Annotated in this window: 15 protein-coding genes and 6 pseudogenes; 6 read left to right on the top strand and 15 right to left on the bottom strand. The window is 54.7% G+C overall.

Annotation, left to right across the window (positions count from 1 at the left end; all coding sequences use genetic code 11):
• Positions 1–81: 81 nt before the first annotated feature.
• A complete protein-coding gene (locus JCM10550_RS10545; protein WP_062399032.1) occupies positions 82–333 on the top strand; it encodes a PRC-barrel domain-containing protein in 252 nt (83 codons plus the stop codon).
• Here the strand turns inward: JCM10550_RS10545 and JCM10550_RS10540 are convergent.
• The 7 genes and pseudogenes from JCM10550_RS10540 to JCM10550_RS10510 all read right to left on the bottom strand — a co-directional run bounded on the left by JCM10550_RS10540 (position 322) and on the right by JCM10550_RS10510 (position 5919).
• Positions 322–1037: pseudogene (locus JCM10550_RS10540) on the bottom strand (phosphoglycolate phosphatase). The gene JCM10550_RS10545 and the pseudogene JCM10550_RS10540 overlap by 12 nt on opposite strands.
• Before the next feature lie 13 nt (positions 1038–1050).
• Positions 1051–2028, bottom strand: a complete 978-nt coding sequence (radA, locus tag JCM10550_RS10535; RefSeq protein WP_245619044.1) for a DNA repair and recombination protein RadA — start codon at positions 2026–2028, stop codon at positions 1051–1053.
• An 88-nt stretch (positions 2029–2116) separates the two neighbouring features.
• On the bottom strand, positions 2117–2362 hold the full coding sequence (locus tag JCM10550_RS10530) for a hypothetical protein (RefSeq protein ID WP_062399009.1): 246 nt from the start codon (positions 2360–2362) through the stop codon (positions 2117–2119).
• A 113-nt stretch (positions 2363–2475) separates the two neighbouring features.
• Positions 2476–2685 carry a hypothetical protein gene (locus tag JCM10550_RS10525; protein WP_062399007.1) on the bottom strand — a complete coding sequence of 70 codons (210 nt, stop codon included), beginning with the start codon at positions 2683–2685 and terminating at the stop codon, positions 2476–2478.
• Entirely contained in the window at positions 2682–3137 is a 456-nt protein-coding gene (locus JCM10550_RS10520; RefSeq protein WP_062399005.1) for a hypothetical protein, read from the bottom strand. Before JCM10550_RS10520 ends, JCM10550_RS10525 begins: the two co-directional genes overlap by 4 nt.
• Before the next feature lie 297 nt (positions 3138–3434).
• Positions 3435–4752, bottom strand: a pseudogene (gene lysA, locus JCM10550_RS25020) (diaminopimelate decarboxylase).
• Positions 4749–5919: pseudogene (locus tag JCM10550_RS10510) on the bottom strand (LL-diaminopimelate aminotransferase). The pseudogenes lysA and JCM10550_RS10510 overlap by 4 nt, the downstream one beginning before the upstream one ends.
• Before the next feature lie 111 nt (positions 5920–6030).
• Here JCM10550_RS10510 and JCM10550_RS22965 point away from each other — a divergent pair.
• The 5 genes and pseudogenes from JCM10550_RS22965 (at position 6031) to JCM10550_RS10495 (ending at position 7566) form a co-directional block, all read left to right on the top strand.
• A complete protein-coding gene (locus tag JCM10550_RS22965) occupies positions 6031–6453 on the top strand; it encodes a hypothetical protein (protein WP_245619043.1) in 423 nt (140 codons plus the stop codon).
• A pseudogene (locus tag JCM10550_RS25015) lies at positions 6402–6521 on the top strand (formate dehydrogenase accessory sulfurtransferase FdhD); the annotation flags it as partial. The gene JCM10550_RS22965 and the pseudogene JCM10550_RS25015, both read left to right, overlap by 52 nt.
• A 71-nt stretch (positions 6522–6592) precedes the next feature.
• Complete coding sequence (locus JCM10550_RS25010) at positions 6593–6802, top strand: formate dehydrogenase accessory sulfurtransferase FdhD (protein ID WP_281175365.1); 210 nt, start codon at positions 6593–6595, stop codon at positions 6800–6802.
• A gap of 39 nt (positions 6803–6841) precedes the next feature.
• Positions 6842–7288, top strand: a complete 447-nt coding sequence (locus JCM10550_RS10500) for a DUF1890 family protein (protein ID WP_281175369.1) — start codon at positions 6842–6844, stop codon at positions 7286–7288.
• Complete coding sequence (locus JCM10550_RS10495; protein ID WP_062399001.1) at positions 7276–7566, top strand: DUF1894 domain-containing protein; 291 nt, start codon at positions 7276–7278, stop codon at positions 7564–7566. The genes JCM10550_RS10500 and JCM10550_RS10495 overlap by 13 nt, the downstream gene beginning before the upstream one ends.
• 30 nt (positions 7567–7596) lie before the next feature.
• On the opposite strand, the gene JCM10550_RS19705 is transcribed toward JCM10550_RS10495, so the two are convergent.
• From JCM10550_RS19705 to JCM10550_RS22945, 8 genes and pseudogenes are all read right to left on the bottom strand, one after another.
• Entirely contained in the window at positions 7597–8382 is a 786-nt protein-coding gene (locus JCM10550_RS19705; RefSeq protein ID WP_062398999.1) for a peptidase U32 family protein, read from the bottom strand.
• Positions 8383–8416: 34 nt separating this feature from the next.
• Positions 8417–8794: pseudogene (locus JCM10550_RS19700) on the bottom strand (DUF3656 domain-containing protein); the annotation flags it as partial.
• 81 nt (positions 8795–8875) lie between these two features.
• Positions 8876–10044: pseudogene (locus tag JCM10550_RS10480) on the bottom strand (U32 family peptidase).
• Positions 9999–10205: a hypothetical protein gene (locus tag JCM10550_RS18840; RefSeq protein ID WP_062398993.1), complete on the bottom strand. Its 207-nt coding sequence runs from the start codon at positions 10203–10205 to the stop codon at positions 9999–10001. The pseudogene JCM10550_RS10480 and the gene JCM10550_RS18840 overlap by 46 nt, the downstream one beginning before the upstream one ends.
• 90 nt (positions 10206–10295) lie before the next feature.
• On the bottom strand, positions 10296–10964 hold the full coding sequence (locus JCM10550_RS10470; protein WP_157200169.1) for a hypothetical protein: 669 nt from the start codon (positions 10962–10964) through the stop codon (positions 10296–10298).
• A gap of 169 nt (positions 10965–11133) precedes the next feature.
• Positions 11134–11433, bottom strand: coding sequence for a polymer-forming cytoskeletal protein (locus JCM10550_RS22955; RefSeq protein ID WP_245619041.1), 300 nt, complete (start codon positions 11431–11433; stop codon positions 11134–11136).
• A gap of 53 nt (positions 11434–11486) precedes the next feature.
• Entirely contained in the window at positions 11487–11813 is a 327-nt protein-coding gene (locus JCM10550_RS22950; RefSeq protein ID WP_245619039.1) for a hypothetical protein, read from the bottom strand.
• Positions 11803–12015 carry a hypothetical protein gene (locus tag JCM10550_RS22945; RefSeq protein ID WP_245619038.1) on the bottom strand — a complete coding sequence of 71 codons (213 nt, stop codon included), beginning with the start codon at positions 12013–12015 and terminating at the stop codon, positions 11803–11805. Before JCM10550_RS22945 ends, JCM10550_RS22950 begins: the two co-directional genes overlap by 11 nt.
• Positions 12016–12331: the final 316 nt, after the last annotated feature.

Here is a 12331-nt window from a genome sequence, read left to right as displayed (position 1 = left end):
AATATAGGTTTAAAGCTAAAAAGAAGGACAATTAGAGGGATTTGCAATAATTTATATACTTGAAACCCTCTCATTTTGTATATGAAACTGACATTTTCCCGAACCCTGTCCAAAAAGAAAGTGATGAGTACGGACGGTATTGTTATCGGCACCATACGCAACATCATGGCGGATTATAAATCAGGGGAAGTAACCGACCTGATTGTCCGGCCGGAAGCCGGATTTGACACCTCAAATTACCGGACTGAGGATGACAAACTGTTCATTCCGTTTGAAGCGGTGAAAGATATCAGGGACTATATCGTTGTCGACCGGTTCATGTCAAAAAAGTGAAGGAAACACATTTTTTACTGCGTCAACAAACCCTTCCCCATATCTTTTTTCAGAGACATAGTCTGCGGCGCTACACATATCGTCACTGCAGTTGCGCACCACGGCACCACACCCTGCCGCCTGAATCATCTCGATGTCATTATGGGAATCACCCACGGCGAGAAATGCATCAGGGTTTCTGCCGGTCTTTTCACAGATCTGTAAAAACGCGGTCGCCTTCGTTATCCCTTTTGTTTGCAGGTGGATGGCAAACCCGGTATCCAGTACACGCACCGGATAATCTGAAAGCAGTGTGCGGACGGTATCCGGGTCAACCGTGCGGGCAAATGCAACGTCGGCAAAGCGATACTCAGGACTGTAGAGCTGCAGGGTCTCCCCTTTTTTTCAAAATACCGCTCTAAGAATGAGAATGCTCTCCGGCATGCAGATATATTGCCGATCACGCGTTCATCCCCCCCATTGAATCCGATCCGGTATGTCCCGCCGTTTTCACAGATAACCGTTCCATCCGTTCCGATCATCTTCGCAAGCATGGTCATCGAACAGAGCGTGTTGCCGCTTGCAAGAATGACCGGTATTCCCGCATCGGTCAGCGTCCTGATACACTCGATTGCAGCCGTGCTGATACGACGGCGTTCATCGGTCAGCGTGCCATCGATGTCTGTTATCACGGCCGCAGGATTGCAGGAAAAAAAGGGATTCATATTCTCATTCAGCTCAGAGTGGTTTCATTCCGGTTGTATCCACCAGGAATGCAGCTTCGCCATCGGGGGGGAGACTGGGACTGTCAACTAATTTTGCAACGCGCTTGCCGCCCTTACTCTTCCGGAGATACATCCGGAACTTGGATGCATGTCCGACAATATTGCCGCCCACCGGTTTGGTCGGGTCACCGAAAAAGACCGCCGGGTTTGACTGCACCTGATTGGTGACGAGCACAACCGCATTGTGTTCCTCTGCCAGTTTGGCAAGGTCATACATATGCTTGTTCAGTTTCTGCTGCCGGACAGAGAGTGTGCCCCGGCCGGAATATTCCGCCCGGAAATGGGCCGTCAGGGAATCAACAATGAACAGGCGGACGGGATGCTCGGACTCAAGCAGTTCTCCTGCCAGTTCACGCGCACTGTCAACCAACAGCATCTGGTGATCCGAGGTATATCCTTTTGCCACGTGAATCCGTTCCAGGAACTGCTCGATGGGAGGCACTTCAATATCAAGTTCCAGCCCGTCCACCATCTGCTCGATTCGCTCAGGCCGGAACGTATTTTCCGTATCGATGTAGATACAGGAACCGTTCAAACCCCCCGCATTCCTCAGGAAGCTGGGCATTGACCGCCATCTGGTGAGAGATCTGACTCTTTCCGGATCCGAATTCACCATAAAACTCGGTGATGGATTTTGTTTCAAGGCCGCCCCCAGCAGTTCATCAAAATCCGGAACCAGACTTTTCAGTTTCCGGACGGTCTTTCGTTCTTCAAGAACAGTAGTACCAGTCTTGAATCCACCGATGTCAGCCATTTTTCGGGCTTCACGGATCATCTTCTTTGCCGTGGATTCACCAATCTCTGCCGCTTCGGCAAGGTCAGCGTATGACGCTGTTGCAATGCCTTCAATCGTTGTATATCCGCCTTCCCTGAGTTTGTCAGCCGTTGTTGGCCCGACACCCGGGAGGTCCTCAATTTCAAGTTCTGCCATATTCTGTTACCTCTCTTTTGCACCTGTGCTAATATACCATTTTTCTGAACGGTTAAGAAACCCCCCCCTGTGCGGAGGGCGAAAGTAATCATTCCTTTTTTAGCGACTCGATGCGTTCGGTCAACGCGTCTTTTGAACGCGTATACTCCGAATACGAGTCTATTGCGAGCCGGTCTCCGGTCCGGGTTCCCTCCACACAGAATTCCGTTCCGAACGGCAGGTCGGTATCAATAATGAGACAGGCATGCCCGTCATCGATGCATCGCCCCCCCGGGCCGTCTGAATGATCATCCCGCAGACATTCACGGTCTCGCTTGGGGGGGCACCGAGTCACAGCTCAGAAGACAGCCCCAGCTGACCTGAATCTCCGGTCTGCCCCTCCGATCATTTTTGCAGGAGGCATTAAAGAGTGAAACCGTGTCCCCTTCTGCAGGAGGGTTTCTGGCATTATCCCCCCCAGAGAACCAGATGAATCGTGCCACTCTCATCCCGGAACTCCGCATTGCGTACCCACGACTGTGCACCTTTCCGGGTGGTAAACTCCCGTGCACTCCTGATGTCATAAACGGTTCCGGAGACGGATATCGTCGTATCCGGCTGAAGAGCGGAGACCTCCGTAAAGAGCGGCGGATACCGGACATTGGCCTTCTCGATCACGGCATGAGAACCGGCTGAATACTCCCTTCCTGCGCTGCGTGAATTTCTGCGCAGCCCGGATGCATGAATCCCGTCACCCAACACAAAGCCGTCGAGCATCTCCGGATTCCAGAGCACAAGCACTCCCGTACCGGTGGCATCCGCAATGGCCACATCCATCCGTGTCCCCCCTCACTTCCGTCACGCCGGACAAAGGTGCTGACATCACCGATTGCCACAATCGTCGCATCAATCGTATCGCCATTGGGTGAACTCCCCCCCGCAAAGCCTTCAGGATCATTCCGGGTCGGAATATCACAGACCGTCTTCTGCAGATCAATGACCTGCACTTCACGCCCGGACCCGGCCTTGCCGACCACCTCGATGACCGTGCCGGTCTCGATATCGTCCACGACAGAGACCCGTTCATCCCAGAAGACCAGAGAGATTTCCCCCCCGCTGTCGTCTCCCACCTCAATCTTTCGTACCGCACCGGTTGACTCGTCCTCACGGGTGAACGTCGTGATATCCCCCTTATGAAGGACTTTCGCAAAAAATGTACATTGGTGGGATTTTCAGGCAGGCGGGCAATCTTCTGGTGTTTCCTTCCGGCACGACGCAGTACAATCATTGCAGAGGTTCGGTCATCAAAGACGTTCCCGGAACCCTCGGCAACCTCCTCAACCAGCGTCTGAAATGTTTCAAAGGGAAACAAATCATCAACAAGGGAATAATAGGCCCGCATATATTTCAAAAAATTTGTGGCGCTCTTACTTCTGCCACGGAAGAGTATTCATCGTCTGCTTGATGTCAATGATGGATTCTGCACGGCGCATCAGGCCTTCCTGCGAATTATTCACCATCACCTCTGCACACCGGGGGCGGCTGTTATACTGCGATGACATCGAATACCCGTATGCTCCGGTATCGAGTATGGCAATCAGGTCTCCGGACGCAACCGGCGGAAGAAGCCGGTCATGCGCAATGATGTCGCCGGTCTCACATATGGGCCCGGTCACGGTCACCACATTCTGTGTTTCTTCTTTGGCATTCTCAGGGCCTGTCTTGTTTGCAACGACCACCTCATGATAGGAGTCATACATCGCCGGGCGTAACAGCAGGTTGAATCCGGCATCGACATTCACAAATGTCTTGTGCGAACGCTTGACCGAATTCACCCGTGACAAAAGCACGGTTGAATCCGCCAGCAGGTATCTGCCAGGCTCAACCCAGAATTCCGGTCTGATGCCGATAGATTTGATGCCGTCCAGGAAGACCGGCATGACCGCATCGGCATACTCGGCAGGGGTGGGCACCGGATCGGTGTCACGATGGTATGGAACCCCCCCGAGACCGCCGCCCACGTCCATAAAGCGTAGTTTCACCCCCCGATATCGGTGATATCACGGGCGACAGAGGTGAGCACTTCCGCCTCCTTGGCGAAGGGTGCGACCTCAAGAATCTGGGATCCGATATGACAGTGAAGACCAACAGGCAGAATATTCTCCGCGTCCATTGCCGCCTGATACGCAGACACAATCTCCCCCCCTGCGGGGATACCAAATTTACTCGTCGCAAGACCGGTGGCGATCTTGGGATGGTGGGTACTTCCATTGCCGGGTTGACCCGGAATGAAACCTCTGCGGTCACACCGGCCTCCTGAGCGAGAAGACTGAGCTGCTGCAGTTCATCCACCGAGTCAAGGGAAACGCGAATCTTCTTGTCAAGAGCGGTGGAGAGATCCGTATCGGTCTTGGAACTGCCGTTAAAGAGCAGGTGCTCCGGGTTCATACCGGCAGCGAGGGCCAGATGAAGTTCCCCGGTTGAAAAGACATCCGCACCGGCACCCAGAGAGGCAAATAACTTCAGGATTGCAAGATTGCCGTTTGCCTTTGCCGCATACAGCACCTGCACCTTGTCATAATAGCCGGTCAGGGCATCGTAATAGGACTGGTAATTGTCGCGGATACGCTGCTCGTCGGTTACGTATAACGGTGTACCATATTTTTTTGCAAGCACCGTGGTGTCATGCGACCCGATACAGAGATGACCGTTCTTATCAGAGAGATGGGGGGGAGGGTAGTTCATGCGAAGACTCCACGCATGCGCTCCAGCGCTTCCTCAATCCGTTCAACGGAACGCGTGATGGCAAAGCGCACGTAGCCTTCCCCCCCGGCCTTCCCGAATCCCGTGCCCGGTGTGACGACAATACCGGCTTCGTTGAGCATCTTTGCTGCAAACTCCATGGAATCGTCCACCTTCATCCAGACATAGAACGTCGCCTTCGGTGACGTGACCTCAAACCCTAACCCGCGCAGACCGGAGACCAAAAGGTTCCGTCGTTCTTCATACACGGCACAGGAATCTGCAATACATTCCTGGGATGACGTCAATGCGGTGATGCCAGCCATCTGAATGGCATCAAATGCACCGGAATCGATATTGGTCTTTACACGCCCCCCCAGACCGGCGATGATATCAGCAGACCCTGCCGCCATACCGATACGCCAGCCGGTCATGTTGTAGGTTTTTGAAAGCGAATGCATCTCGATTCCGACATCCATCGCCCCGTCCACCTCCAGAAACGACGGCGCCTTGTAGCCGTCAAACGATATCTCGGAGTAGGCATTGTCATGCACAATAATAACGTCATGCTCTTTGGCGAATTCGATGGCTTCCTCAAAGAATGAGACGGGTGCAATAGCCCCCGGTCGGGTTGTTGGGATAGTTCAAAAACATGAGCCTGCTTTTGGAACAGACATCCGATGGGATGGCACTGAAGTCAGGAAGGAATCCATTCTCTTCTTTCAGGGGGGGCATTTCCCATATGTTCCCTTCGGCAAACAGCGTCGAGGTCTTGTATACCGGATATCCGGGGGGGTCCGGTACCAGCACATAGTCACCGGGGGGGTTTACAAATGCCTCGGGGGGGACATGGGCGATACCTTCCTTTGAACCAATAAGTGCCAGCACTTCGGTTTTTGGATCGAGTTCCACGCCAAACCGGCTCATGTACCATGCAGCGACTGCTTCCCGGTATGAGAGCATACCCGTGTAGTCGGGATAGTGGTGGGTTGCCGGATTGCGCGCTGCTTCAACAAGGGATTCTATAATATGTGATGGTGTCGGAAGATCCGGATCTCCAACCCCCCCCAAATCTATTACGTCAACACCCTGCGCCCTCTTTTCTGCCTTCATTGCATCAATTCGGGCAAAAAGATAGGGCGGAAGATTGTCCAGACGGTGTGCGTACATCATCCATTCATATAAGGCAACAAATCAATATAAGGGCACTCATACCAGCCAATGGAATCTATATATTTTATTGCGGTATATAACAGATATTCGTGACAGGGAAGGGTTGAGATGTTTACCGACAGTTATCCCGGCATACGGGTGGAAGATGGCATACCCAGAAGGATTACCGATGACGTGATACGGGAGGATCGGTTTTCCCTCTACCTGAACAATGTCCACATTCTGGATCAGGTGGCGAGCAATGATATGCTCCGGGAGCTGGGTGCGGGATTTGTCATCTGTGAAGGACTCTCTGACGCGGTTGAGGCAGTGACCGTGGACGGGACAGACATATGGATCGAGGCCGACACGCGAAAAAATGTCAGCCTTGAGATGCGGACTGGCGGGGGACACGGCATTCACCAGAACGAACCGGGCCTTGTCACCTCGTCCCTCCGTATTCCCCCCCGGAAGAGGTGTATGCAGCCACCGCAGAGATCATGTCGGAAACCTGGCAGAAGACCGGGGGAGTGCACTGCTCGGTTCTCTTAACCGAAGGCACGGTCGTTGCAAAGAGCTGTGATATCGGGCGGCATAACACGGTGGACAAGGTCGTGGGAGCAGCAGAACTGCAACGGACCGACCGGTCCCGGTGCTACATCGGCTGTACCGGCAGACAGCCTCGGGGGGGATGGTGGGGAAAGTGGCCAATGCAGGTATACCGGTGCTCATCTCACGGGCCGCACCGACAAATAAGGGAATTGCCCTCGCAGAGAGAACCGGGATCACGCTCATTAATTTTTCACGGGAGCGACGGTTCACCATCTTTGCCCACCCGGAGCGGATCTCCGGTATCAATGAAAAACTATTGAACAAAACAGACGGTACATCAGATGAGTGACAACACGATACTACCAAAAAACCGGATACGGCACTGATACTGCTCGGCTGCCCCCCCCAGGTACCGATACAGACCAGTGCGGCCCTCTACCTCAGCGGCATGCTGCGCAAAAAAGATGTGGCAGTCACGATAGGCGGTACAAAAGCGGCACGGGCACTGCTGGAGATTGCCGACATTGATCAGATATACACCGGCAAGATACAGGACATTGACGCGGTCATTAACGCGATGGCCGACAAAACCTTTGATGCAGACGTATCACTGGTACTGGTTCATAACGAGGCGGGGGGGGTGGCATACGCCGCCACCATACAGGCCCTGACATCCGGCACCGTAGTGGCAGTCGTCTTCGGCGGGGGGGAAACCCTGGCCCGGATGAATGAACTCAAAGAGACTGGATGTCCGGCAATCTTTGCCCAGGGCAGCCACAATCCTTTGCCCCCCCTGAAAAGAAAAATTGACGAGGTCATATCATGGGATGCATAGAAAAACTCGACTACGAGGTCATTGACAAACACATCTCGTTTAAAGAGGGTGCCGCCTACATCGATAAAAACTGCGCCGAGGTATACGAAGTGAAACCAGGCTTCAAAATATTTGATAAAGCGATGATCGGCATACCTCCCGTCCGGATTGGTCTGGACGGCGATGTCGTTACCTTCCCCCCCTTCACCAAGCCCTGCCACGGCACCTTTCTTCTCCGGGTCAGTGATGCCGCAGAGGCAGATATGGTACGGAGAAAGGCAAAAGTGATCAGATATTGATCTTTCGTTCTTCTTTTTCTTCCACACCCTTCAGGAAGTGACCGGTGGTAATCCCCCCCCGGACGCCCGCTGGTGCACCCGGTCTTTGAGGGCCTGTATCTTACGCCCCCCCTTCATGCTTTCCCCCCCGGCGATGAGCAGAGCAAATGCATCCTGATATGCACGGACAACGGACTCTGCATATCGCCCGTTTCTGATACGGCAGTCGATGGCCACATGGCGGATACCCGCATTCACGAGCAAATCCAGATGATCGATAATACAGGTCTCCCGGGAGTTCCATACATGCGTCCGGCATTCGGCATCAACGGTGACCGGGAAGATATGCTTCTTAACATCCTGTATCCCAAACCATGGTCTGTCTCCCGGTGTATCCCCCCCGCACTGCAGGCACCGGCCATGGGCTGTTGCAATGATGCAGTCCTCACTTACGGCAAGTTCCGCCGGGCCGTGGATGATACATTCCGGAATTGGATCTGTCTCAACTCCCGCAGTCAGCCGAAAGACCAGTGTACCGATTGCATCAAACGAGAGTTCAGGGGGGGACAGAGTGACCGATACACAGTCCCTTCCGAATATCCGGGCAGCCTGACTGTTGAAGATGTTTAGTCCCGAACCCCCCCGTAGAGGGGGCAGATCCGGAAAGGCACGCCGGGCAGCGGCAAGGGCACTGATATTTTCCCCCATCACCCCCCCGCTGATACCCTGTACAGGGATGCGGCATGCCTTATCCAGAAATTCCTGCCGGGTGATACGCGGCCATTTCCAGATCAGGTCCGCTCCGGCCTCATGACAGAGGGCTGCGGCCTGAGCCATCTGCGAAGAGAGCCATCCGTCCCATGGTTCTGAATCAGCATCGGAACCGGGTCGTCCCTGAGGTTCGAAATAGACCCGGTGACACCCGGCCGCAAGTGCCCCCCCGCAGGGTATCGCAGTCGGATACGTAGACGGATATCTTTGGTGCACCGGGTATCGGGGATATCTCCGACCCATGTGTCTCTCCCGGAAGGACGGGGAGGCCCGCAGCCCCTGCCGTCTTTTCCGGCAGGAATGACTGCACCGCAGCGTCTTCGAGGGCGGCAAAAAATTCCCGCCGGAACGCCGTGATCTCACGGATGGGTGCGAATAAACCGCCCGTATAGTCGGATGAAAAGGAACGGACATAATACGGCGTGTCCCCCCCGGTCCGGGACAACAGGTCTGCAAGATTCTCCGGAGTGACCGGACGGGTTTGTGCCGGGGGAAAAGGAAAACCCGGCTTTCACGGATACTGATACCTCGCCTGTCCGGGACGATGCCGTCCCCCCCGTCACGACGGGGTATCGCCGTCAAAGGAAAGCACCAGATCAACCGGCACCATCCGGGAAGCATTTTTCCGGAGCAGACCGGCTGCATATTCAGCACTCCTTCCGCTTTTTGTCAGAAACACCTGATTGCCCGGTCGGACCGGCATGGGAACACGCACCCGAAGGTTCCGGTCTCGTATGGTCGGAGCATTCCTGAAAACAGCCCCCCCGCCAAAGAAGTCGGGCGTCCCGTCGGAAAAGGATATGCCGTCACCCGCTTCCGGAGCATACGTTCCGTCCAGCGTGATCTCGGCCATTTTTTTCCGTGCATCGTAGGAACGGACCGCACCGATATGCACCCCCCCCGGTTGCCGGTGCTTCCGGTCCCATGACAGTGCCGCTCTTTTCGTCCAGCAGGTATCCTGCGGTGAACTCACGGTTAAATGCCGCACGAAGGGTGAGCATGTCCACATCCGAAGGGGGCAAACGAACCCTTTTTTGCCTCGTCCAGTATCTTCCGGTAGACATAGACCACCGCGGCCACGTACTCCGGCGACTTCATCCGGCCTTCGATTTTCAGGGATACGGCAGGGGGGGACCGGACGATGTCCGTGATCTTCGGATAGGTGCAGAGATCCCGCGGGGGGGAGAGCAGGTACTGGGTCTTCACCGTTTTGAGAGACGCCTTCACTGGCAGGCCCTCTGCGTCGGTATCCCCGGAAAGAAGCGTATAATCCCGGCGGCACGGTTGCGCACAGGAACCCCGGTTTCCACTCCTGCCCCCCGATCAGAGAGGAGAGCAGGCACTGCCCGGAATAGCCGTAACAGAGAGCACCGTGAACAAAGACTTCCGGTTCCGGATAGTTCTCATCCGCACCGGCGTAGATCGCTGCAATCTCACGCAGGGTCAGTTCACGGGGAAGCACGACCCGCAGACAGCCGAGTGCCCGCACCCAGTTCAGCCCGTCTTTGGACAGCACGGTCATCTGCGTCGAGGCATGCAGGGCAGGTCGGGAAGAGAGGTGTGCAGTATCTCTGCCAGCCCTACGTCCTGCACGATCACCGCATCGACACCGGATGTATACAGAAAGCGGGCATACGCCACGGCATCCAATATCTCCGCATCGGAGAGCAGAGTGTTGAGGGTCACATACACCCGGACGCACGCGCATGGCAGTAGCGAAGGGCCCATTCCATCTCCGTCTTCCCGAAATTGACGGCATTCTGTCGGGCCCCCCCGTAATGTGCCCCCCCCAGATAGACCGCGTCAGCTCCCGCTGAAACCGCAGCAATAAGCGCATCAGGGGGGGAACCGGCCGGTGCGAGAAGTTCAGGTACAACAGTAGTATGCATGGCAATGACTCAGATATATCAATAAAGTTGACTCCGGGGAGACATAAACCATGACAAACGGTCAGTGCCAAAAAAAGAGTGGATAAAAAATCAGACGGATGCGATGCAGACCCAGCGGTCGTATATCGGGTCCCGTTCATTTTCCCGGATCTCACATGTCCGGCCCTCGGCAACGGCCCACTCCTCGACACGACGGATTTCCGGTTCGGTCGCGGTGGTGATCAGCGTCTGTTCCGATAGCGCCAACAGTTCAAATACAATATCAGCCCACATGCCCGCATTAAACGCCGTGATGTCCCCCCCCAGCATGCACCCAACGCCATACGTAGCCGGTGCGATGTAGTCGGTTGCACGCAAGGCGTCAATGTGCATCACCTGATGCGGGTGCAGGCGTCTGCTCTGCAGACCCAGCGCGATCAGAGTAGGATCGTTGTCATACCCGCAGGGCTGGCCCCCGCACTCCCGGATGGCCTCCGCTATCACGCCGGACCCACAGCAGCAGTCCACACATGACGCATTATCCAGCGAGCCCCCCCAGACCTCTGAAATCAGGGACGTGACCATCTGTTTTCGGTCCGGCCGGGTGTCCTCGGTTGCCGGTGGCACTTCGGCCAGCAGTTTCAGACTAAAGTATTCCCGGAGAGCATCCCAGTAGCGGGACGCCTTCTCCTGATACAGGTCCCCCCCGCCGACCTCTTCAAACCGGGAGATGACCTCCCGTGACAGGGGGGGCGGCAGACAAAACTGCCTGCAATCCAATCCTCATCCTTGCGCAGGGCCAGCGCAATCGGATACTCGTTCTCATCAAGTAACAGACGCGCTTCCTCTGCAGGCACGGAGAGCAGTGCTTCGGTGTAATAATCGTCCGTAATCTCAGCAAACACCGGTTCAATACACTGCATCCCGTGCACATCAAATATATCATCTATCAGCATCTTTCCCTCACAATTCGCACACCCATCGGTGCCTTTATCGTCCCGTCCAGACGGGCCTCTTCATTCAGTGTCAGATTCGAGCACTGCACATTTCCCAGCACATGCACCCCCCCCTCACAGATAACGACATCCCCCCCGGCGGAATGGATATTTCCGTGAATCTCGTTGTTGGGAGCGACCGTAATGTCCCCCCCTTCTGCACGAAGACTGCCAAAGAGGGTATTGCCCGTATCAACGGTAACCGAGCCTGCCCGGATATTTCCGTGAAGACGGCAGTCCGTGCCGATTGCCATCGATTTGGGAACCGCAAACGTTTCCATATCCAGTACCGAATTGGAAGGGATCATCAGGGGGGGATTTCGGTTAATTCGTCATCGTCATAGCCAAAGAGTTTCTGCATAATTTCAGAGATCTCTTCTTCCTTTTCAATTCCCAGAAGGGTGACGAGGTATAATACCAGATACGTCAGAACCGGGAGAGGATTGCGTATGGAAATCCAGCCCTTTGCTTCAAACCCCCCCTTCTCAATCTGGACATTGTCCCCCCCGATATCGAGATCCCCCCCGTTTACAATCAGGCGCCCTTTTATTTTGACCCCCCCTTCGCCGAGATATGCATCCGCGGTGGTATACACATCCCCCCCATGAATTTCACAGAAATTGTCAATGCGCACATCCCCCCCCTCCGGCACGGATGTCACCATTTATCGTAGTGAATTCACACACCACAATCTCGCTGCCTTCAAGACCGTAGTCAATTCTGCACCGGTCCCCCCCGATGACAATAATCCGGTCGGTCTTCAGGGTATGTTCCTGGAGTTCGGTATTATCCGGAAGGATACATCGTTCAAACCAATTCTGTCCACCTGTCTCCATTACTGTGCCGCCTTCTGATGAAAAGTACTCACCATATATCCATATGAGTCTTCGTAATCATCTCTGGATTGGGTCCGTGAGTGGGAAAGAAAAAAGGTCATCCCTTGTTACGGGCACAAAACATCTCTAAGCACACCAAACAGAAAAGACGTCCCGTAGAAAACGTTCGGACATATGCATCGCGGGAATGAAAGGAACCCTCCTGGATTCCGGAAAAAAGGAAGAGAATTAGTTCTCTTCTTCCTGCACATCTTCTGCAGGAACTTCAGCTTCAGCTGCGGGTGCGGCCTCAGCCACAGGTGCAGCTTCTGCTTCT

Source organism: Methanogenium cariaci JCM 10550, assembly GCF_001315945.1.
In the GTDB taxonomy this organism is placed as follows: Archaea; Halobacteriota; Methanomicrobia; order Methanomicrobiales; family Methanomicrobiaceae; genus Methanogenium; species Methanogenium cariaci.
This window is presented reverse-complemented; position numbering and strand designations above follow the sequence as displayed.

Excerpts from the sequence above, each read along its gene's own strand:
- JCM10550_RS22955 (WP_245619041.1), bottom strand. The coding sequence starts at position 11,433 with ATGGCAATCGGCACGGACTGCCGTCTTCACGGAAATATCCGGGCAGGC.
- JCM10550_RS22945 (WP_245619038.1), bottom strand. The coding sequence starts at position 12,015 with ATGGAGACAGGTGGACAGAATTGGTTTGAACGATGTATCCTTCCGGAT.
- JCM10550_RS25010 (WP_281175365.1), top strand. The coding sequence starts at position 6,593 with ATGGTGGGGAAAGTGGCCAATGCAGGTATACCGGTGCTCATCTCACGG.
- JCM10550_RS10495 (WP_062399001.1), top strand. The coding sequence starts at position 7,276 with ATGGGATGCATAGAAAAACTCGACTACGAGGTCATTGACAAACACATC.
- JCM10550_RS18840 (WP_062398993.1), bottom strand. The coding sequence starts at position 10,205 with ATGCATACTACTGTTGTACCTGAACTTCTCGCACCGGCCGGTTCCCCC.
- JCM10550_RS19705 (WP_062398999.1), bottom strand. The coding sequence starts at position 8,382 with ATGGCTCAGGCCGCAGCCCTCTGTCATGAGGCCGGAGCGGACCTGATC.
- JCM10550_RS10545 (WP_062399032.1), top strand. The coding sequence starts at position 82 with ATGAAACTGACATTTTCCCGAACCCTGTCCAAAAAGAAAGTGATGAGT.
- radA (WP_245619044.1), bottom strand. The coding sequence starts at position 2,028 with ATGGCAGAACTTGAAATTGAGGACCTCCCGGGTGTCGGGCCAACAACG.
- JCM10550_RS22965 (WP_245619043.1), top strand. The coding sequence starts at position 6,031 with ATGTTTACCGACAGTTATCCCGGCATACGGGTGGAAGATGGCATACCC.